This window comes from Nostoc sp. DedQUE05 (assembly GCF_034530955.1).
Lineage (GTDB): Bacteria > Cyanobacteriota > Cyanobacteriia > Cyanobacteriales > Nostocaceae > Nostoc.
In genome coordinates, this window is sequence record NZ_JAVRCB010000065.1 from 14,574 (window position 1) to 36,468 (window position 21,895).

A 21,895-nucleotide genomic window follows, 5' to 3' on the forward strand; every position below is an offset into this window, starting at 1 on the left:
TCACAAACTTAAAGGCAGCTGAACTGTAAACGTTGTCCAGCCCTGAGAGCTGGTAACTTCAATCGTGCCTTGGAGATATTCTACTAACTTCTTAACCAATGTTAAACCTAATCCTGTGCCGCTTTGTTGCCAGCGTTCGCTTTCAGGAATCCGGTAAAACGGCTCAAAAATTCGAGATTGTTCTTTTTTCGGAATTATCACCCCAGAATTGCTAAATGTGATTTGAAAATAAGGAACTTGAAAATTATCTAATACACCAGATTTAGCATCTTCATCGATCGGACTTTTTGTGATATAAATTAGCTGAACGTTTAACACAATCTGTCCATCAGGTGGAGTGTATTTACAAGCATTGTTGAGTAACTCTGAGATAATTTCAGTCAGGCTAGCCAAGTCTGAAACTAAAGGTGGTAAATCTGGAGAAACACTAACTTGCAAAGACTGTTCTCTAGCTTGAGCGCGTTCTTGAAAATACTCGGCAACGTGAGGCAGCCAGTTTTGGAGTTGAATTGATGTTAATTCCAATGGATAGACATCTGCATCAATCATTCGTAGATACAGTAAATTGTCAACCAAATCCAGTTCTTGTTCGCACTGTTCGCGCACAATACGTAAATAGCGGTCTACAGATTCAGATGGGGGAAGTGTGTTTGAATTTAAGATACCCTGGCGATCGAGAATATTTTCTAGCACAGAGATTGCCATTTTGATGTTTGATAAGGGCGTTCGCATTTCATGAGAAGTGGTTGCCAGAAAATCCTCTTTTAATTGGTTCAGGCGTTGCAGTTCTGCCACTCGAACTTCTAGTTGTTGGGCACGTTCAGCTGCGAGATTGCGTTCTTCGGTTAACCGTCGTTGCGTGTCATCTCGGAAAACAAATACGGCTCCTGTAATTACACCATTATTATTTATCAGGGGAGTAGCACTATCAGCTATTGGTGTAGTTGTCCCGTTTCTAGCAACTAGTAGAACACCACTGCCTAAATATATAGTAGTTTCTTGTTGGAGGGCTGCAATAATTGGATTTTCTGTCGGCAACTGAGTTTGTTCATCAATGATTTTGATAACTTCAGTTAACGTCTTGTCTTTAGCTTCATTCCATTGCCACCCTGTTAGAGCTTCAGCTACCTGATTGATGTATTTAATATTTAAATTAGTATCGACTACAATTACCCCATCGCCCATTCCCCGAAGCACAGAACTCAAAAATTGCTCGCGATCGTAGCGATTGAGTGCTGTTTGAATGGCAACGTAAAGTTCTTGCTCTTTAATGGGTTTAAGAATATATCCAAAGGGGGATGTCAGCGTTGCTCGCTCGACAGTACTTTGATCGGAGTGCCCGGTGACGTAGATAATCGGGATTTGCAAATGATGCCAAATTTGCTCTGATGCCTGGATACCATCTATTTCACCGCGTAATCTGATATCCATTAAAATCAAGTTTGGGCGTAATTCAGTTGCTTTTGCAATTGCCTCTTCGGCAGAATCGGCAATATCTAAAACAACATATCCTAAAGACTCTAAAGTTTCTTGTAAGTTGATAGCAAGGATATATTCATCTTCAACAACAAGGACTCGAACTGTCTCTTTTGTCTGCGTGTTTGGTGAGAGGTCAATTATGTTCATATGCGGCTGTTTGTAAAAGTAATTTTGAACTCTGTTCCTTGTTGAGAGTCAATTTCAAGTTTTCCTCTTAGCTGCTTGACTAAACCCTGGACAAGTGTTATACCCAGCGTTTTCGTTTTCTTACTATCAAAGTTTTCAGGTAAGCCAACACCATTATCTCTAATAATGAGTGTCAAAGTAGATGCGGGTTCTTGATAAAACTTAACCTCAATTTTGCCTCCACGATTACCAACAAAAGCGTATTTTAAAGCATTAGAAACCAGTTCGTTGATAATTAGACCACAAGGAATGGCGGTTTCGATGTCAAGGCTAGCATTATCAACTTGAATATGTAGTTGAATCTGGCTGGAACTGACATTATAGGAATCAAATAAATGAGTTGTTAAATCTGGAATGTATTGAGCGAAATCAATATCAGCGAGGTCTTCAGAACGGTATAGTTTTTCATGAACTAGAGCAATGGAAGCAATGCGGTTTTGGCTATCGCGCAAAATAGCTGTCACCACAGGATCTTGTGTTCGTCTGCATTGCATTTGCAGCAAACTGCTGACAATTCCTAAATTGTTCTTAACACGATGATGAATTTCTTTGAGTAATACTTCCTTTTCTTTTAGAGAGGCTTTGATTTTTTCTTCCGCTTGCTTTTGCTCGGTGATATCTTGTTGGATAGCCACAAGGACACTTCCATACTCAGGATGTTCAAAAACGGAAGCGGTAGCGCTACACCAGAATGGAGTGCCATCTTTTTTAATATTATAAATTTCATAGATTACTTCACTGTGTTCTAAAACAGCAGTGCTAATCGCCTGATTAACATCTTCAGGTGTATTATTTTCATCACCATAGTTGACGATCGATACATGCTGACCGATTAATTCACCAGGCTCATAACCAAACATCTGCTCGAATTTAGGATTGGCGTAGACAAACACGCCATCTGTTGCACGAACTAGGCAAATTCCCTCCGCCATATTGCGGGTAATGACTGCTTGCAACTCTAACATTTGTTCAGCGCGTTTGCGATCGCTGATTTCAACTACCACAATGCCCATGCTAATAGGTTCATCAGCTTCAGACTGAATTGGAAAATAGGAAGCTAGCCAAGTCCTGATTACACCTGGAAATTTTGGGGTTTCTCCACTGATTTCCAAATCTAAAATTGGTTCACCTGTTGTTAAGACATGTCGAAAGAGTTGCTTTTGCTTTGGTGCAATATCAGGGACAATCTCCCACGGTGTCTTACCAATATGCTCTGCTGCGGGAATGCCATTAATTTCTGCTAATGCTTCATTAATCAATGAATAACGCAGTTCCCGATCGAGAATGGTTATACCAACAGGTGCATTATTGATGAAGGTATCCAATAACTTTTGCTTGTGAGCTACTTCTCGCTCTAGAATTTTGCGTTCTGTGATATCAATCGCCACTCTACCCACTAGCTTTTGTGCAGACAATCCGAGAATCGGGAATTTGTATACCAAGAACTCACCGAGGGAACCGTCTGGTTGAGGAGCAAATTCAATCACCTCAATTGCCTGATTTGTCTCTATGACTGTGCGAAGGTGATCGAAATGCTGCCTAGCAATTTCATCTGGGTAGAGGTCAGAAATATATTGCCCAATCACCTGTTCGGGTAGTAATTTAAATGTCCGCAGGTATGTTTGATTTAAGTAAAGTACACGCCCATCTGTATCGGTGATGCAAGCTAGCACTGGGCTGTTGTTCATAAATGCCTGAAATCGGGCTTCACTTTCTTGCAAAGCTGCTTCTGCTTGCTTTTGCTCACTTACATCAATAATTACTCCTAACATCCGTACAGGTTCGCCTGCTTCGTTGTAAGCAGCACGCCCTTTTCCCGTGAGCCAGCGAACCCTGCCATCGGGATAAATCACTCGATATTCAGCTTGAAAATTAATATGTTGTGCCAGTGCATTTGATACAGTCTGTTCAATTCCGTCAACATCCTCTGGATGCACGCGATCGCGCCATAATTGATAGCTGGCTGATATTTCTGGCTCTAAACCTAACAAACGAAAATGGTTGTCGTTCCAGATAACTTCGCCTGTTTGAACATTCCAATCCCAAAGACCGATGTGGTTAAATTCCAACGTTAGTCTCAGTTGTTCTTCACTTTTGGCTAAGGCTGCTTCGGCTTGTTTGTGTTCGCGTAGTGCGGCTTGTCGATCGCTGATATCTCGATGAGTACCAGTGATTCGCAGAGGATTACCATCTGCATCTCGCATCACAACCTTGCCGTAGTTGGCAATCCATTTGCATTCGCCCGATTTAGTGCAAAGTCGATAGTCAAATTTGTACGGTATTGAACTATCCTTGAAATGAGCTGCCAAGATTTTCTTTGTCCAAGGTAGATCGTCTGGATGAACTAATCGCTCCCAAGTACTCAAATTCTGTGGGAGTTCATCAAAGCGGTATCCGAGCATTTCTAAATAGCGAGGGCTGTAATACACCTCTCCAGTCAAAAAATTCCAGTCCCACAAACCATCCCCAGAAGCCTCAAGGGCTAATTGTAGTCGTTCCTCGCTTTCTCGGAGAGCTATTTCTGCCCGTTGCTGCTCTTTTTCACCATCCTTCCGGGCAGTAATATCCGTGATTCGTACTAGTTGCATCACAGTACCAGCGACCGTAATTTGTTTGGTTGCGATGTTTCCCCAAAAGGATTTGCCCTGCTTAGTAATATATTCAACTTCTCGACTGCAAAACCCTTGCTGGTGAATTTCTTGTATAAAGGTGGCAATCTCATCGGAAGTAAACGGTTGTTTTTGCAGAGTGTTACCTTTAATGTTAATTAATTCGGCTTTGCTAGAGGCTGCAAATAGCTTCACTGCTCGATCGTTACAGTCAGCGATCAGTAATGTTTCAACATCTACCAAAAAAAGTGCATCAGCGGATTCGTTATAAACAGCTTCTAGCAGGTCACGACTACGGATTATTTCTAACTCATTTTGTTTACGTTCTGTAATATCTAGAACCGCTCCCAATAGCTTAACTGGCTGCCCTTGAGCATCATAAGCTATCTCTGCTTTCGACTCAACGTAGCGCACCGAACCATCAGGTCGGATAATTCGATACTCAAGATTGAAAGGGGCTTGTTGAGCGTAGTCTGTCGTAGACATCGCCTGTTCCAGTTGAGCCTCTATCCAGGCGCGATCGTCTGGATGAACTATTTGGAGAAGTTCCGTCTGGTTGGGTTCGCCTTGAGTGGGATTTAGACCAGAGATGCGAAAGGTTTCCATTGACCAGGAGCGCTTTTTCGTTTCTAAATTCAATTCCCAACTGCCTACATGGGCGATTTGTTGAGTAGTGGCTAGCAGTGCTTCACTTTGTTGGAGTTTTTCTTTAGCCTGTTTGAGTTCGGTAATATCTCGCCCTTCTGGAATCAACAAAACAATTTGACCTGTCTCATCTAAAAGCGGACGGAGTGAAAAATCGATTGTTGCTACCCGATTATTTGCACCGAGAACATCAACTTCATAGCGGATAAACTCTCCTTGGGCTGCACGAGCGATCGCTTGTTTTAATTCTGCTTGAGTTTGCGGTGAAATTGTCCACCAGTGTGCTTCCCAAAAAGGGCGATTGATTACATCTTCTAGTTTCAGTCCGGCAAAACTTAGCGCCGTCTGGTTCGCCTCCAGTAAAATGCCAGCTGGCGTTAGCAGTCCGATGAACTGGAAAGTATTATTGAAGATGGCACGGAAACGGCGATCGCTTTGGTGCAATTTGGCAGTGCGTTCTTGTACCTTGGCTTCTAACTCGGTGTTGAGGATTTGGAGATTGTGATAGAGTTCGGCTTGTTGGATAGCGATCGCTAGTTGCACCGTCAGTGAAGAGAGCAATTCTACCTCAAATGTCTGCCATTGTCGCGGGGCAGAACATTGATGTGCAATAAATAACCCCCAAAGTTCAACTGTTTGAGTCTCCTTGCTCTCAAACAAAATCGGGACAACTAAATTCGCCTTCACCTGAAACTGTTCCAAAAGTTGAATATGGCAATCACTTAAACCTGCTTCGTAGATGTTTGTCGCCGCCCAAATTTTTCCTCGGCGATATTCTCCCCCCTGATTTTCCTGAAAACAGGTATCTTCAATCTGCATTCCGAAGATTGGTGTCCATTGGGGTAATACCGACTCCGCGACGATGTTACCTCGCATTTGAGGCGTAAATTGATATAGCAGTACTCGATCGGCGCTCAGTAACTTGCGGACTTCTTGAACGCTCGTGGCAAGGATATCTTGAAGCTTCAACGATTGGCGAATATTAAGAGCGATCGCTCCTACTAACTTTTGTTGTTCCTGTTGTTGTTTTAGCTGCCGCATTAGCTGCATCTGCTCGATCGCCCCATGAACCGCTCGACGTAAATTATCAGAAGTCAGTTTTCCCTTGACTAGATAATCTTGCGCCCCACTCTTAATCGCTTGAACTGCGATCGTTTCGTCTCCCTGTCCAGCCAGTAGAATTACTGAAATTTGACTGTTAGAAGTTTGCCTCTGTAGCCGAGTGAGAAATTCCAGCCCATCTAAATCTGGTAATCGATAGTCCAACAAAATCACATCTGGTATTTTCTCTTGACAAGCTTGTAGCGCCTGATTGCCAGATTCAAATTCGTAAATATCATAAGTGTAGCGATCGTCCCGCTCTAGGAAGCGTCGATACAAAGCTCTATCTTCAGCAGAGTCTTCTACAAAAAATATAGTTGTCATGTTGTCGCCCTCCTAAAGACAGCTGCGGGAGTGAGGAGTGGGGGAGCAGAGGAGCAGGAGGCAGGGAGATGAGGGGGTAGGGAGCAGGGAGCAGGGGGAGAATAACTCCTAACTCAGCACTCATTACTCAACACTGTTTTGCCCAATGACAAATGCCCTATGCCCCAGTCCCCAATCCCCAGTCCCCAGTCCCCAATGCCCCATGCCCCCTAAATTAGCAAATTCGGACTTTTTCTCGATCGCAGACTACTATTTTTAGTCGTATAAACGCATAATAGAATAGTGACTGATCTGTTCGCCCCTTTACAATCTCTCAAACAAGGTGACTGGTTCAAGCTGATCTGCGGAGCCAGCTTCCAGCATTTGCCGGCAGTCAGAAGTTTAACGTTAGCCTATACTTTGGCGGGCGCTGACTGCATAGATGTTGCAGCTGATCCAGCAGTAATTGCAGCAGCGCAATCAGGGCTACAAGCAGCCAAATCTCTGGCTCAGGATGCCCAAAAGCGAGGCTTTGACTACAAAGGCAATTTACCCTTTTTGATGGTCAGCCTAAACGATGGAGAAGACCCCCATTTTCGCAAAGCAGAATTTAATCCTCATGAGTGTCCTACAGACTGCCCTAGACCCTGCGAACGGATTTGTCCGGCACAAGCGATTGTGTTTGACAGTATCAAAGAAGACTTTTCAGGAGTAGTATCCGAAAAGTGTTATGGCTGCGGTCGTTGCATTCCAGTTTGCCCTTATGGTATAATTTATACAGCTTCATCCGTGACAACGCCAGGAGCGATCGCGCCATTGGTAATGTCAACGGGAGTAGATGCCGTAGAAATCCATACAAAAGTCGGGCGATTGGCAGAATTTGAGCGATTATGGCAAGCAATTTCACCGTGGGTTGATAAACTAAAGTTACTAGCCATCAGCTGTCCTGATGGTGAAGGGATGATTGATTACTTAAGAACGCTCTACGAGAAGATTGCCCCATTCAAGGGTGCTTTAATTTGGCAAACCGATGGTCGTCCGATGAGTGGTGATATTGGCGATGGCACCACAATAGCCGCAGTGAAATTAGGGCAAAAAGTTTTGGCAGCTAAGTTACCAGGATATGTGCAGTTAGCAGGCGGCACAAATAAGTATACCGTTGCTAAGTTAAAGGCAATGGAACTACTCAAAGATTTTGGATTGCCGATTTTAGATTTTAGATTAGAAGAAGCTAATCCACAATCTAAAATCCAAAATCCAAAATCCAAAATTTCTGGGGTCGCCTACGGTAGCTACGCCCGCGTACTGCTGTCACCAATTCTCGAACAGTTAGAGAATAAGGAGGTAAGTAACACCAATATGAAGGCGACTGTTCGCCTAGAAGAAGATGAAGTATTGCTTTGGCAAGCTGTAGAACTTGCCCATTCTCTCGTTTCCCAGATAAAGTCACAGCAGGAGCGTTAATTGCTCGTTCGGAAAAATCCCCAGAGCGGGTTCTCCTGCACGCAAATGTCCTCGCTATCTCTAAAAACGTCACCATAGAACGCATGACGATTACAGACGATCTCCAAAAGTTATTAGACATTTTGCCCCAAGACCTGCAACAAGTACTAGAGAGTCATCCCAAACGAGATAGTTTAGTAGAAGTGGTCTTGGATTTGGGTCGTCGCCCAGAGGCTCGCTTTCCTAATCAAGCTGAGTATTTGAGCGAAGTACCCGTTACTCAAGAACAAATAGATGATTGCATTCAACGAGTCGGAATCTTTGGCGGAGATAATCGGGCAGGAATTGAGCAAACTTTGCATCGGATCAGCGCTATTCGCAACCGCACTGGTAAGATTATTGGCTTGACCTGTCGCGTTGGTCGAGCCGTATTCGGAACCATTGGCATGATCCGTGATTTGGTAGAAACTGGTAAATCGATTCTCATGCTGGGGCGTCCAGGCGTGGGTAAAACTACCGCCTTACGGGAAATAGCCCGTGTTTTAGCTGAGGATCTGCATAAGCGAGTGGTGATTATTGACACCTCCAACGAAATCGCTGGTGATGGTGATGTTGCTCACCCCGCCATTGGTCGCGCCAGACGGATGCAAGTGGCTCATCCAAACGAACAGCATCAGGTGATGATTGAGGCAGTGGAAAACCACATGCCAGAGGTCATTGTTATTGATGAAATTGGCACGGAACTGGAAGCTTTAGCGGCTCGTACCATTGCAGAACGGGGCGTACAGTTGGTAGGTACTGCCCACGGAAATCAGATCGAAAATCTGATTAAAAACCCCACCCTGGCTGATTTAGTTGGGGGTATCCAAGCTGTGACCTTGGGAGACGATGAAGCCAGACGGCGAGGCTCTCAAAAGACTGTTTTGGAGCGGAAAGCCCCACCTACCTTTGAAATTGCTGTGGAAATGTTGGAACGCCAACGCTGGACAGTACACGAAAGTGTTGCTGACACCGTAGATAATCTGCTGCGGGGGCGTCAGCCTACTCCACAAACGAGAACCGTTGATGACCACGGCAAAATCGCGGTTACAAGGCAGTTAGCTGTTGTCAACGGTCGTGGTGGACAGCTAGGAACAGTAGAGGATTCTTTCCCACCGGCGCGACCGTCTAATGGCTGGCGTTCATCTGGACAAATGGTTGCACTACCCCAATTGCCTGTAGAGCGGGTAACTGGGCGCAGTGAGTTTGACCGTTTGCTGGATGAATCGTTCAATTATTCTGAAAGCATTGATTTTGATGCTGTTACCAGACACCCAGGGCCCAATGGGGAAGATTTGCCATTGCACGTTTACCCTTATGGCGTTAGCCGTCACCAACTGGAACAGGTGATTAGCGTGCTAACTTTGCCCGTACTATTGACAAAAGATATAGATAGTGCTGATGCAATTTTAGCACTGCGATCGCACGTCAAAAACCACGCCAAATTACGCCAAATGGCAAAAGCTCGTCATGTACCCATTCACATGATTAAGTCCAGCACCATTCCCCAAATTACCCGTGGTTTGCGGCGGTTGCTGAATATTGACGACCCAGAGATGGCCGATGATAGAGAACTACAATTGTTTTTACACAATGGTAGCGATGATGAGATGGATGCTCTTGAAGAAGCTAGACTTGCCGTTGAGCAAATTGTGATTCCTAAAGGACAGCCAGTCGAGTTATTGCCGCGTTCTCCCCAAGTCCGCAAAATGCAACATGAGTTGGTAGAACATTATCGCCTCAAGTCGCATAGTTTTGGCGAAGAACCAAATAGAAGATTACGGATTTATCCGGCGTAACTTTAATAACTCTACCAAAAAGTTTACTTACGATGTACACACAAGCCTTTGTCAAGGTAATTTACGGTTAGTCTCGTAGATAGCCCCTGAGATACCTCACCCTGTCCTATCCTTAGTCAGGATAAGACAGGGTGAGGTTTTGGAGGACTTTCGGGTAATCGGATAACTTATGTGTACAGCGTAACCTTTTAGGAGAAAAGTTTATGGATTTGGAAAGCGCTTTAACTATCAAAAATCGCCAAAATCGTGATCTACACTCAAGCTAATAGTCCAATTTTCTCGCCCTAATTCGCTGTTATCATCAACATTACGCAGCGTCTCATAGACAAAGAATTCGTAAAGAGTGAGTAAGCCCTAATTCACTCAATCTTGCATTTTTTTTAACATCTGTTACATTACTTTACAGACAGTTATAACTGCTACAACACTTGAATTTTGGAGTTATGCTCATGTCAGATTTTAAGAATTCTGCGTCTATTGTTTCAGAAGATCCTAATGCTGTGCGTTTTGGCTTCACTCCTCAGAGTGAAAATTGGAATGGTCGTCTTGCAATGATTGGTTTTGTCTCTGCAATTTTAATTGAAGCTTTTTCTGGTCAAGGGCTACTCCATTTCTGGGGTATCCTCTAAATTGGCGATGTAGGGTAGAACTGCTATACTACCCTGCAAAATTCTCTATATTCTACGCCAGTCATTCGTTTCTAACATCTGGCGGCTATTGCCATTGGTGCAAAATATCAGATTTTTCCGGTTAAGCCAAAATATAAGTGAATAATTACTTTACATTGAATATGTATAGCTAAAACTCATGGAACTACCCCAACGCGTATCAGTCCGCTACAAAGACGCGTCCTTCAACACCAATGAAATCCGCTTGAGAACTTTTCGGCTTGGGTTGCAAATATGGGATGAACAAACTAAACCCAGAAAAACAGAGCTTTATCAGTTTATATCGTCTTGCTTAAAACAAGTTGACCGCCAAGATCGTTTTATGTTTTCTCTGTTGTTCATAGAATTAACAGACCTCATCCGCAACTCTTCTCTGGAAAGAGGAACGAAAGAGGTTCTGATTAAAACAGCTTTTAGAGAATTTGCTTATGCGATAACAGACTTTGAAGACGTTGCCAAATAAGGTTAGTTATGGAAGTGCTGGAATTGCGTAGGCGTAAGCATCACCCGAAAGTCAGCGAACCTAATCGAGTAAGATATCTATGAAGTAAACAGAAACAGCTTTCCAATCGGATTAGTTTTTTCGCTAAATGCGCGGATGGGTAGGTGTTGGGGAAGGGGGAACACAAAAATGCCTGAATTGCCCTATATGTAAGGTTTTGAGGACTGTAGCATCTTCAAACCATCCGCGCACCTTATGTAGACTGAGTTTCAGCTATTTACATTTAGCACAATTGCCACTCCTTATGTTATGATTTTTGCATTCGCGCTATTGAACCTTGAAAACCAAATAACACAAGTCTTTCAGACGCCTGCATCGCAATCAACTAAAATCCCTATTAGGGATTGAAACTTTATATCATTATCAGTGCGATTCTTGCGATAAAATCGCAATCAACTAAAATCCCTATTAGGGATTGAAACAAATCTAGATTCAGAGCGTCTTTGATATCTTCTGGTAATCGCAATCAACTAAAATCCCTATTAGGGATTGAAACTATCTCAGACTGCTTTTGATATGAATAAGTATTATCGCAATCAACTAAAATCCCTATTAGGGATTGAAACCTCTTGGAGAAAATTTTTGATCCACAACAACACCATCGCAATCAACTAAAATCCCTATTAGGGATTGAAACAAATTTTCGCCGAAATCCGTACCTGCTACAAAATGTCGCAATCAACTAAAATCCCTATTAGGGATTGAAACTGTAGAGAATATTCCTCAGCAGCAAATTAGTTCAAATCGCAATCAACTAAAATCCCTATTAGGGATTGAAACTTTCAAAGAAATCAACACCTGACTTGGCAGAATAAATCATCGCAATCAACTAAAATCCCTATTAGGGATTGAAACTGGCAGTAAATACCCTTCCTTTCCTGACGCTAATCGCAATCAACTAAAATCCCTATTAGGGATTGAAACTTTGAATTCATTTCCTAATTGAATTTCAAAAGAATCGCAATCAACTAAAATCCCTATTAGGGATTGAAACGGCAATGCATCGCGCTACTAATGGTTGAGGTGAATATCGCAACCAACTAAAATCCCTATTAGGGATTGGAACGTAATCGGCACAAGTCGCCCCACAGTGGTGTAATATCGCAATCAATTAAAATCCCTATCAGGGATTGAAACTTATCTTCTATCGTCTTGGCGCGATCGCCTGATGGTGCAATACGATCGCAATCAATATCTCTATCAGATATTGGAACGAAGTATACCGAGAGCTAGCCTCTGAAAATAGTATTAAAAATTACAAAAATTACTTCAAGGGTCATTCCACATCCAGCTTGAGGGCTGTGATATTATAGGAGACTGCTGCATACATTTTAGAAAAACTAGAAACTGAATCGACCATGGCCCTCACGCAACTGCGGAAACAAGAAATAATCTCCAACTACCAAGTTCACGAAACTGACACTGGCTCGGCCGATGTCCAAGTCGCTATGCTAACTGAGCGCATTAACCGCCTCAGCGAACATCTCCAAGCAAATAAAAAAGACCATTCTTCCCGAAGAGGACTGTTAAAGCTAATCGGACAGCGTAAGCGTCTTCTAGCTTATATATCGCAGGAAAGCCGGGAAAAATATCAAGCTTTGATTGCTCGTCTCGGTATTCGTGGATAGGATTACCGCTTATGTCTGCTGAAGAATCTGAACGCAGTCGTTTGCCTTTTGAACCGAACAAAAAGCGCCAAAAACCCGCAAAAGCTCAAAGTAAACCAGCAGCACAGCCCCAAGAATCTGTCAAAAAGGCTGATAAAAAAGTGGTTTACACCAAACAAGAGATGGCAATTCCCCAAGTAGTCAGCCAACGGATGATCCGACGGGTAGCTGGGTTCTCTGGTGTACCAACAGCTTTGGGCATTAGCGCTTTGGTTGCTAGCTATCTGCTTGCTGCCTACTCTGATATCCGACTACCTCCCATCGCCGTGTTATTGGTGAACATGGGATTATTTGGTTTGGGGGTTTTAGGGATAACTTATGGCGTTCTCTCTGCCTCTTGGGATGAAGAAAAAGTCGGAAGTTTTCTGGGTTTGGGTGAGTTCAACACCAATTTGGGACGAATGGTGGCAGCTTGGCGCGAAACTCGGCAAAAAAACTTATGATGAACGGCGCTCAGGTATTAAGTAACTGTGATATTGGGTAAATGAAAAAGTTAATGTTGAAGTTGAAATTCGATCGCTTCAACATTGCTAGTTAAAATTCTACAATCCTTTTTATACTCCATATCTAGTTATTTAGCAGTAAAAATACTGACTGAGCGCTGCATTTTATCTATTTATTTTGTAAACAAATTTTATTTTTAACTATTTGTAATTAGGCCAATAGGCAACAATAAAGTTAGCCTATTCATAGAAAATTTTACTCAATTAATTAATCAGGAACTTTCAGATGATTATAGTAATGAAAAGTGGTTCCCCAGAGGCGGAAATAAACCGCATTGATGAGGAACTTAGTAGCTGGGGGCTAACTCCAGAAAAAATTGTTGGTCAACACAAAGTAGTTATTGGTCTAGTAGGTGAAACCGCCAGCTTAGATCCGCTACAAATTCAGGAACTCAGCCCTTGGATTGAGCAGGTGTTACGGGTAGAGCAGCCTTACAAACGAGCTAGCCGTCAGTACCGCCACGGCGAAGCTTCCGATGTGGTGGTTAATACTCCTGATGGAGCGGTAGTATTTGGCGAACATCAGCCTTTGGTAGTCGTTGCTGGCCCCTGCTCCGTAGAAAATGAAGAAATGATTGTAGAGACAGCGCGGCGCGTCAAGGCTGCTGGAGCCGCATTTTTGCGCGGAGGGGCATACAAACCCCGGACTTCACCTTATGCTTTCCAAGGACACGGCGAGAGTGCTTTGGATTTGTTAGCGAAGGCGCGGGAAGTTAGCGGATTAGGTATTATTACAGAAGTGATGGATGCCGTAGACCTGGATAAAATTGCCGAAGTTGCTGATGTAATTCAGGTGGGGGCAAGAAATATGCAAAATTTCTCCTTGCTCAAAAAAGTGGGAGCGCAGCCGAAACCAGTTCTGTTGAAGCGGGGAATGGCAGCTACTATTGAAGATTGGTTGATGGCAGCCGAATATATTTTGGCATCTGGCAATCCCAATGTAATTTTGTGTGAAAGGGGAATACGCACCTTTGACCGTCAATATACGCGAAATACACTGGATTTATCGGTAGTGCCAGTGTTGCGGAAACTGACTCACCTGCCAATTATGATTGACCCCAGTCACGGCGTAGGTTGGTCTGAATTTGTGCCTTCAATGGCAATGGCTGCGATCGCAGCTGGTACAGATTCCCTGATGATAGAGGTTCACCCTAATCCTGCCAAAGCTTTATCCGACGGGCCCCAATCTCTGACACCAGACCGTTTCGATAACTTGATGCAAGAATTGTCAGTAATTGGTAAGGCAGTGGGACGCTGGAAGCAACCAGCTGTTGCTTTAGCTTAAAATTCAGTTGCAACTTATTGCTAGGCATAAATAAATTAAAGTTTGTAGTGAGTTAGCGCGGTCTTCTCCCAAAGGGAGAGGCTAGCGCCAAGGGGGTTTCCCCCATAAGCGACTAACGAACCCGAAGGGTCAGGACTTTAGTGCTGATAAATCCGAAGAAACGATAAATCGCTCGCTACAAACTAGGATTTTTTTGTATGTTTAATTATGCCTACCTACTTATTGTAAAAATGCAATGATGCCCCTTTATATTATGTCCGCCAAATCACCCATAATAAAAGAACCCCACCCCCAACCCCTCCCCGCAAGCGGGGAGGGGAGCTAAAGCGCGGCTTTTGCGGGGTGGGGTTCCGGTTATTATGGTTAATTACCCGGACATCATATTACAAATATTCTAAAGGGGATTTTTAAACACTAACTAAACGTGAGTTCGATGAACCTCTCTCGGACAACCTCCCTCTCCCACAGGGAAAGGGAGGAGCAACGAAAAATTAGGGTTTTGGCTCCCCTCTGGGTGTCCAAGAGGGGTTGGGGGAGAGGTCAAAAAAAGGCTTGTCGAACTCACGTTAACTTTTGAATCGTGACTAATGTCATGGATAAAAATTGTAAAGATGACTCGCTATTGAATAAAACTATTTTTACAAGGTAGAACTATTAATACTGAAAATTACGATTTTGATGTTTGGGGCAGTGCCTATCTGACGGCAATACGGTTACTGCAATTCAATTTTGCCACCTGAAAAAAAGGGACGGGTAAAATACCCATCCCAAAAAATTCACTTTTATAGCAAGAGACTGGGGACTAGGGACTGGGGACTGGGTGAAAAGCCTTTTTGTGTCTAAATTTTATCATCTGTTAATGTCCTAACCTTTTTGGCTGTTGCTATATTCAATTGATAGAAAACGATCGCAAAACTTTTATTGGGCGTTGCATAATTGCGGGATGATTTCGCAAGTTATAAAATCTCCCCCCCTGCAATGCCAGCACCCCCTGCCTCCCCTCCCTGCCTAAATTCATCCCTCTGTCCTGCAACGCCTTTTATTGCACTTGCGTGGGGAAAGCACCAGGTTGCACAGCTATGTTAAGATTCTGCCCATTGCGACGTAATTCCATACGTAAATCGCTCCCGACTTGGCTATTTTCTACTGCCTTTTGGACACTGCTGGCATCTGTGACTGCTTGACCTCCAAGGGTTTGAATCACATCACCAGCACGTATCCCTGCTTTAGCAGCTGGTGAATTTGGTACAACTTTTACAACCAATACACCTTTATCTTCATTCACACTCAAACCGCTATTAGGATCTGAGTTGATATTTTGTTTTAGCTGAGGTGTTAACCCCACCATCTGAATTCCCAAGTAAGGATGTTGTACTTTACCTGTAGCTATTAGTTGACTGGAAATGTGTTGTGCTGTGTTGATAGGAATAGCAAAGCCTAATCCTTGTGCCCCTTGAATAATGGCAGTATTCATGGCAATTACCTGGCCGCGAGAATTTAGCAAAGGCCCGCCGGAGTTACCGGGATTAATTGCAGCGTCGGTTTGAATATACTCTACTCGCTTATCGGGAGCGCCGATGAGATTGCTACTGCGTCCGGTGGCACTAATGATTCCGGTAGTTACTGTATTATCTAACCCAAGGGGATTGCCGATCGCGATCGCCCATTCTCCGGGTTGTAGTTGATCTGAGTTACCCAAGGCTACTAACGGAAGATTATCTGCCTGAATCTTCACAACAGCAACATCGGTCAACTCGTCTTTTCCTAACACTTTACCTTTAAAGCTACGCCCATCCTTGAGTGTTACTGTTACGGTATCAGCACCATCAACTACGTGAGCGTTGGTCAGAATACGACCATCGGCACTAATAATAAAACCTGAACCTGTACCCCGTTCTACGCGATCCTGTTGTTGCGGTATTTGAGAACCAAAAAAGCGTTGGAAGAGTGGATCGTTAAATTCATCTGGTAACTGGGTTTTTACGGTTCGGGAAGAGTCAATTCGCACTACAGCAGGCCCTACCTTTTGCACCACCTGGGTAACAAAGTTAGGATCTGTGCCTGCTGGTATTGGAGGAGCAGCATTTACTCGACTTACTGCCAAATTAGATGCATTTTCAGACACCTGCTGAGAGTGTCCAGCTATATAACCGCCTGCCAATGTCATCCCCGATCCCAGCAGCACCAGCGATAGAGAGGCGGCAGCTTTTCGCCAGGGTTTATAATATTTGGCATCAGCAGTGTTATGTAAAATGCTATTTGATGGGTGTTCTCTGTCGCGAGATTCGTTTTGCATTGCTGTCTGGAAGGATATTTAGATGTATTACTAATGTAGATATGATTTATGACAGTTTTGTTGCAAAGGTATTGCGTTGTTGTGAAAGCTTTGGTATTTTATTGAACCGTATTGGAATATAGTCATTCGTAGAGACCTACATCGCTGCGTACTCTTTACCAATCTCAGTGCTGAGTGCTGTTAGCGGAAGCGGGGCGTTTAGCGCGTGCTGAGTAAATTAATGTGAGACAAGCCCTTTTTTGACCTCTCCCCCAACCCCCTCTCCGACGCGGAGAGGGGAGTCAAAACCCTAATTTCTCGTTGCTCCTCCCTTTCCCACGGGGAAAGGGAGGTTGTCCGGGAGAGGTTCATCGAACTCACGTTAAATGAAGAATTACTCAGTATTTATGTACTTGGGTTTGAGTAACGCCCCTTGTGGGCGGTCTTTAAATTCAGAACTCAGTACTCAAAACTCAGCACTCTTGATCATGCCTGAAGGAATGAAAATGGCACAGGGGAAAATTTTACTTAAATCTGACACTTTATGGACAAGTGTTAAAGAACGAACTGAATATGCTTTGCAATGCGGGGCACTACTCTCGATTCCAACAGAATTTGAATTTGTTGAACAGGATGGCGTGCGCTTTTTGGTACGGATTTTATCTAACCTGAATCGCAAAAAAGCAGCGAAGGATAAACAGAAAAAACAATCTGTTACTTCTGGTGTAGAGTTTAATCCTTTTTTGCCCTACGAAGAGGATTTATTTGTGGCGGATATCTCCGATACCCATGTATGTATTTTAAATAAATTCAATGTTGTAGATTATCATCTGCTAATCATCACTCGTGGTTTCGAGGAACAAGAAAGCTTACTCACGCTGGAAGATTTTACGGCTATGTGGGCGTGTTTGGCTGATTTCGATGGTTTAGCATTTTACAACAGCAGCAAAACCGCAGGTGCTAGTCAGCGACACAAGCATTTACAATTAGTACCTCTACCACTTGCCCCTTCAGGGTTGCAAATACCGATTGAAACTTTACTAACATCAGAACAATTTCAATCGAACCCACCTTCAGCAAAACTTCCTTTTGTACACGCTTTTGCACCATTAAATTCTAATTGGGTGCGATCGCCATTGGCAGGGGGTCAAGCAACATTGGAACTTTATCACACTTTGCGTCACGCTGTCGGTTTAGATAACAAGCAAGCTGGTGCTTACAATTTGTTAGCGACACGAGAATGGATGTTAATCGTACCGCGATCGCAAGAGCATTTCCAATCTATCTCTGTGAATTCATTAGGATTCGCTGGTGCGCTGCTGGTGCGAAACGCAGCAGAAATGGAGATTCTCAAAACCCAAGGGCCGATGACTATCCTCAAAAATGTTGCTGTATCCTAATACTTACGCACACTCTACGAATTCTTCTCTACAAGATAATTATCCTTAGTGGGAGTTTGACCAATTTGCAGCACACAAACTGCGGCAATCAGACAGAGAACGCCTGATAAAATAAACGCTTGTAAATAACTACCCGTCCAAGTTCTCAAGACTCCGGCTCCGAATGCAGCTGTCGCTGCACCAACCTGGTGTCCGGCGACAATCCAACCGAACATCACGCCGACATTTTCTTTACCGAAGGCGTTGGCAACAAGACGGACTGTTGGTGGTACGGTGGCAATCCAATCAAGTCCATAGAATACGGCAAAAATGGAAAGTCCATAGAAGGAAAAGTTGAAACTGAAGGGCAAGAAAATCAAAGATAAACCCCGCAGTCCGTAGTACCAAAACAGTAAGTAGCGATTGTTCCAACGGTCAGATAACCAACCGGACATAGTAGTTCCAAAAAAATCGAATAGTCCCATAATTGCCAAAAGCCCAGCAGCCTTGACTTCAGGGATACCGTGGTCAATACAAGCAGGAATTAGATGAGTTCCAATTAACCCATTTGTACTTGCGCCACAGATAAAAAAGCTACCGAATAACAGCCAGAAGTCTCGATTACGCATTCCCAGCCAAAGGGCGTTAAGGGTGGAGGCAATAGAATTTGCTCTAGGCTGTAACACTTCTACAATTTCGCTGTTGTCGCCAAAGGCTCGCAAACCGACATCTGCCGGACGATCGCGCATAAAGACTGCGATCGCTGGAATAATTAGAAGTGCTGCACCAGTCAGAGCCAGAGCCGCAGTTCGCCAGCCAAAGCGATCGGCTATTGAAGCCAGCATCGGCAGAAACACTAGTTGTCCCGTGGCTGTACTGGCGGTTAAGATCCCCAGAACTAAACCTCGTTTTTCCAAAAACCAACGATTGACAACAACAGCACCCAAAACTAGGGCAATAACTCCGCTACCACAACCGACAACTACACCCCACAGCAAAACTAGCTGCCAGGAAGCTGACATCAAAGTGGTTAAACCAACACCAAGGGCGATGACAGCAAGTGAAAATACCATCATCCGCCGAATGCCGATTCGCTCCATGACTGTGGCAGCAAAAGGGCCAATTAATCCGTAGAGTACTAAGTTAATGGAGATTGCCAAAGATATAGTTGCTCTACTCCAGCCAAACTCTTGTTCGAGAGGGACTATAAAAACTCCAGGAGCAGAGCGGATTCCGGCTGCCACCAGCAAGGCTAGGAATGTTAGACCTGCGACGATCCAAGCATAGTGGAACGAACGACGCGCTAGGAAGGAGGGTAAGGACATGGTTTGGAGGGGAGAGTGGGGAGCAGGGGGCAGGGGAGCAGGGGGCAGGGGGGCAGGGGAGCAGCTTCAAAGATTCGTTGGCGAGTATAAAAGACTCATTCACGAGTATCAAAGACTCGTCGGCGAGTATAAAAGACTCATTCACGAGTATAAAAGACTCATTCACGAGTATTAAAGGCTCATTCACGAGTATCAAAGACTCGTTGGCGAGTATAAAAGACTCATTCACGAGTATAAAAAACTCATTCACGAGTGTTTAATACTCATTCATGAGTATTAAACACTCGTCGGCGAGTATCAAAGACTCATTCACGAGTATCAAAGACTCATTCACGAGTATCAAAGACTCGTTGGCGAGTATTAAAGACTCGTTGGCGAGTATCAAAGACTCATTCCCTATTCCCTATTCCCCATTTAGGGAAAACTACCCTGCATAAGGATTACCGATTCTATCCACAGAGACGTTGGAGGAGAATGGCAAACGACCGGGATTTAAGCGTGGTTCGGCTGCATAGCCAACGGGAACTAAAACAGCGATCGCTAAATCTGGATTATCCCCAGCACCAATCACTTGTTTTACCTGATCCTCAATCCACCCGTTCATAAAACAAGTGGATAATCCCAAACTCTCTGCTGCTAACACCAAATGGGTGGCAGCGATAATCGCATCTTTGATCGCATATTCGCGTCGCTTCTCGCCTAGCGTTGCTTGAAATTGCGGAACGGCGGTTTTAAAGTAGTTTACTGTCCCTTCATTCCATGCCCCAGTTTCCAGTCCTCGCTCTAGAATTGGGGCCAGGTTTTGTTCGCCTGCGTTAGGATCGGCGGCAAAAACGAAGGTTACAGGTGCTTGAACAATTTGCTGTTGATTAAAAGATGCTGCTGACAATGCTGCCTTTTGCGCTTCATCTTGCACAAGAATAATTTGCCAGTCCTGGAGATTATAGCTGCTGGGTGCTGCTACGGTTAACTCTACTAGTTGCTTGAGCAGTTCTGGGGCGATGGGGTCTGTTTTAAAAGTTTTGATGGAACGACGTTGAGCGATCGCACTCGGTACATCTAAAGCTTGAGTTTGGGTGATAGAACTCATGAGAATCTCCTGATAGTTGAGTTTTGACCAAATAATTCGTAATGGCGTTCTTTACGAGACGCTAAAAGCAAGCGAACGCACACTCGTTTTGCGTAATGCTAACGTAATAAAGATACAAGCAAATTTATTTATTCAGGAAACAAAAATAAAATTATTCCTTGTTTCAGAACAAACGATTTGCCTACGGCACGCGCCAGCTACTGTCATACAGCAAATTTAAAGGAAAGTGTTGTACAAAAGCTCGCGTCTTAAACCCAGGTATAAAACCTCTTTGAATTCTAAATTCTGAATTCTGCTGTAATTACGAATTACACTTTAGCTACCTGTTCGTTAGCAGGAGACCAAAATGGATAGTCTGTATATCCTTCTTCACCGCCGCCATAAAAGGTTGCTTGATTTGCTTCATTTAGTGGTGCATTCAAAGCCAAGCGTCGGGGTAAATCGGGGTTTGATATAAATAATGTGCCAAAGGCAACTAAATCTGCTGCTTTGTTGGCCAGTACCGCATCGCCTTTTTCACGAGTATAACCACCATTGACGATCAGTGTACCTGTAAAGCGATCGCGTATATGACTAGTGGGTACAATTATCCCGCCATGTCTGATGTCTGCTTCTGTTGCTTCATAAATATGCAGATATGCTAAATTAAACTGGTTCAAGGCTTGAGCCGCATAACCAAATGTCTCCAGGGGATTGGAATCACCTATATCGTTAAAAGTCCCACTGGGAGAGAGACGTACCCCTACTCGGTTGGAATCCCACACACTAGTTACCGCCTCTGTCACTTCTAACAGAAATCGGGCGCGATTCTCAATCGAACCCCCATATTTATCTGTGCGTTGATTGGTGCCATCCCGGAGAAACTGATCTATTAAATAACCATTAGCTGCGTGAATTTCCACGCCATCAAACCCAGCCGCTAAGGCATTTGCGGCTCCTTGACGGTACTGTTCGACTATCTGCGGTATTTCCGAAGTTCCTAAAGCACGGGGAGTAACAAAGGGTTTTGGCCCCTCATAAGTTGAGGCATCACCTTTAGGAGTAATGGCAGAAGGTGCTACAGGTAAAACTCCATTCGGTTGTAAATCAGGGTGAGAAATCCTGCCTACGTGCCATAGTTGCAGAAAAATTCTGCCGCCGTGCTGATGTACGGCATCGGTTACTAACTTCCATCCCTCCACCTGTTCTGGTGAATGAATTCCTGGTGTCGCGGGATAGCCTTGTCCTTCAGGAGTTACCTGTGTTGCTTCAGAAATAATCAGTCCGGCGGAAGCACGTTGGACGTAGTAAGTAGCATTTAATTGGTGTGGTACGTTTCCTTCACCTGCCCGGTTTCGGGTTAAGGGTGCCATCACTATCCGGTTAGGTAGTTCCAGATTTCCTAATTGGTAAGGAGAGAATAAGTCGATCTCAGTAGTCATTGGTTATATCTCCAAATTATTTTAGTCATTGGGCATTGGGCATTGGGCATTGGTAACTCTTCCCCAGTCCCCATTCCCCAGTCCCCAGTCCCCATTCCCCAGTCCCCAGTCCCCAGTCCCTAATCCCACACACTAAACAATCGATCGAATAACGCCACCATCTACCCGCAAAGCTG

Annotated in this window: 14 protein-coding genes and 1 CRISPR repeat array; of the genes, 8 read left to right on the forward strand and 6 right to left on the reverse strand. The window is 44.0% G+C overall.

From position 1 onward, the window contains the following. Both RMZ42_RS31915 and RMZ42_RS31920 read right to left on the reverse strand, forming a co-directional pair. The gene (locus RMZ42_RS31915; protein ID WP_322675192.1) at positions 1-1,626 is read right to left on the reverse strand and encodes a response regulator; all 1,626 of its coding nucleotides are present in this window, start codon (positions 1,624-1,626) and stop codon (positions 1-3) included. Continuing rightward, positions 1,623-6,344, reverse strand: a complete 4,722-nt coding sequence (locus RMZ42_RS31920) for a PAS domain S-box protein (protein ID WP_322675193.1) — start codon at positions 6,342-6,344, stop codon at positions 1,623-1,625. Before RMZ42_RS31920 ends, RMZ42_RS31915 begins: the two co-directional genes overlap by 4 nt. Before the next feature lie 282 nt (positions 6,345-6,626). On the opposite strand from RMZ42_RS31920, the gene ldpA reads away from it, so the two are divergent. From ldpA to aroF, 7 genes are all read left to right on the forward strand, one after another. Next, on the forward strand, positions 6,627-7,787 hold the full coding sequence (gene ldpA / locus RMZ42_RS31925; RefSeq protein WP_322675194.1) for a circadian clock protein LdpA: 1,161 nt from the start codon (positions 6,627-6,629) through the stop codon (positions 7,785-7,787). 83 nt (positions 7,788-7,870) lie between these two features. Continuing rightward, positions 7,871-9,604: a R3H domain-containing nucleic acid-binding protein gene (locus RMZ42_RS31930; RefSeq protein ID WP_322675200.1), complete on the forward strand. Its 1,734-nt coding sequence runs from the start codon at positions 7,871-7,873 to the stop codon at positions 9,602-9,604. Between the two features lie 449 nt (positions 9,605-10,053). Beyond that, complete coding sequence (locus tag RMZ42_RS31935; RefSeq protein ID WP_099103697.1) at positions 10,054-10,233, forward strand: chlorophyll a/b-binding protein; 180 nt, start codon at positions 10,054-10,056, stop codon at positions 10,231-10,233. Positions 10,234-10,411: 178 nt separating this feature from the next. Then, entirely contained in the window at positions 10,412-10,735 is a 324-nt protein-coding gene (locus RMZ42_RS31940) for a hypothetical protein (RefSeq protein WP_194046858.1), read from the forward strand. Between the two features lie 353 nt (positions 10,736-11,088). Then, positions 11,089-11,911: a CRISPR direct-repeat array (repeat unit 37 nt; unit sequence ATCGCAATCAACTAAAATCCCTATTAGGGATTGAAAC). 221 nt (positions 11,912-12,132) lie between these two features. Continuing rightward, positions 12,133-12,402 (forward strand): 30S ribosomal protein S15, encoded by a 270-nt coding sequence (gene rpsO, locus RMZ42_RS31945; protein WP_041565894.1) that lies wholly within the window; start codon positions 12,133-12,135, stop codon positions 12,400-12,402. Between the two features lie 11 nt (positions 12,403-12,413). Continuing rightward, a complete protein-coding gene (locus RMZ42_RS31950) occupies positions 12,414-12,884 on the forward strand; it encodes a PAM68 family protein (RefSeq protein ID WP_322668932.1) in 471 nt (156 codons plus the stop codon). 286 nt (positions 12,885-13,170) lie between these two features. After that, positions 13,171-14,229, forward strand: coding sequence for a 3-deoxy-7-phosphoheptulonate synthase (aroF, locus tag RMZ42_RS31955; protein ID WP_322675195.1), 1,059 nt, complete (start codon positions 13,171-13,173; stop codon positions 14,227-14,229). Positions 14,230-15,268: 1,039 nt separating this feature from the next. On the opposite strand, the gene RMZ42_RS31960 is transcribed toward aroF, so the two are convergent. After that, positions 15,269-16,525: an HhoA/HhoB/HtrA family serine endopeptidase gene (locus RMZ42_RS31960; protein ID WP_322675196.1), complete on the reverse strand. Its 1,257-nt coding sequence runs from the start codon at positions 16,523-16,525 to the stop codon at positions 15,269-15,271. Positions 16,526-17,010: 485 nt separating this feature from the next. Here RMZ42_RS31960 and RMZ42_RS31965 point away from each other — a divergent pair, with 485 nt between their 5' ends. Next, complete coding sequence (locus tag RMZ42_RS31965) at positions 17,011-17,904, forward strand: phosphorylase (RefSeq protein WP_322675201.1); 894 nt, start codon at positions 17,011-17,013, stop codon at positions 17,902-17,904. 14 nt (positions 17,905-17,918) lie between these two features. Here RMZ42_RS31965 and RMZ42_RS31970 read toward each other — a convergent pair whose 3' ends face one another. The 3 genes from RMZ42_RS31970 to RMZ42_RS31980 form a co-directional block, all read right to left on the reverse strand. Beyond that, the gene (locus tag RMZ42_RS31970) at positions 17,919-19,208 is read right to left on the reverse strand and encodes an MFS transporter (protein WP_322675197.1); all 1,290 of its coding nucleotides are present in this window, start codon (positions 19,206-19,208) and stop codon (positions 17,919-17,921) included. A 424-nt stretch (positions 19,209-19,632) separates the two neighbouring features. Beyond that, positions 19,633-20,298, reverse strand: a complete 666-nt coding sequence (locus tag RMZ42_RS31975) for a nitroreductase family protein (protein ID WP_322675198.1) — start codon at positions 20,296-20,298, stop codon at positions 19,633-19,635. A 308-nt stretch (positions 20,299-20,606) separates the two neighbouring features. Next, positions 20,607-21,719 carry an alkene reductase gene (locus RMZ42_RS31980; protein WP_322675199.1) on the reverse strand — a complete coding sequence of 371 codons (1,113 nt, stop codon included), beginning with the start codon at positions 21,717-21,719 and terminating at the stop codon, positions 20,607-20,609. Between the last annotated feature and the right edge of the window lie 176 nt (positions 21,720-21,895).

Bases quoted from the DNA above. Each gene is read 5' to 3' on its own strand.
- RMZ42_RS31915 (WP_322675192.1), bottom strand. From the start codon at position 1,626: ATGAACATAATTGACCTCTCACCAAACACGCAGACAAAAGAGACAGTT.
- RMZ42_RS31920 (WP_322675193.1), bottom strand. From the start codon at position 6,344: ATGACAACTATATTTTTTGTAGAAGACTCTGCTGAAGATAGAGCTTTG.
- RMZ42_RS31930 (WP_322675200.1), top strand. From the start codon at position 7,871: ATGACGATTACAGACGATCTCCAAAAGTTATTAGACATTTTGCCCCAA.
- RMZ42_RS31935 (WP_099103697.1), top strand. From the start codon at position 10,054: ATGTCAGATTTTAAGAATTCTGCGTCTATTGTTTCAGAAGATCCTAAT.
- RMZ42_RS31940 (WP_194046858.1), top strand. From the start codon at position 10,412: ATGGAACTACCCCAACGCGTATCAGTCCGCTACAAAGACGCGTCCTTC.
- rpsO (WP_041565894.1), top strand. From the start codon at position 12,133: ATGGCCCTCACGCAACTGCGGAAACAAGAAATAATCTCCAACTACCAA.
- RMZ42_RS31950 (WP_322668932.1), top strand. From the start codon at position 12,414: ATGTCTGCTGAAGAATCTGAACGCAGTCGTTTGCCTTTTGAACCGAAC.
- aroF (WP_322675195.1), top strand. From the start codon at position 13,171: ATGATTATAGTAATGAAAAGTGGTTCCCCAGAGGCGGAAATAAACCGC.
- RMZ42_RS31960 (WP_322675196.1), bottom strand. From the start codon at position 16,525: ATGCAAAACGAATCTCGCGACAGAGAACACCCATCAAATAGCATTTTA.
- RMZ42_RS31965 (WP_322675201.1), top strand. From the start codon at position 17,011: ATGGCACAGGGGAAAATTTTACTTAAATCTGACACTTTATGGACAAGT.
- RMZ42_RS31970 (WP_322675197.1), bottom strand. From the start codon at position 19,208: ATGTCCTTACCCTCCTTCCTAGCGCGTCGTTCGTTCCACTATGCTTGG.
- RMZ42_RS31975 (WP_322675198.1), bottom strand. From the start codon at position 20,298: ATGAGTTCTATCACCCAAACTCAAGCTTTAGATGTACCGAGTGCGATC.
- RMZ42_RS31980 (WP_322675199.1), bottom strand. From the start codon at position 21,719: ATGACTACTGAGATCGACTTATTCTCTCCTTACCAATTAGGAAATCTG.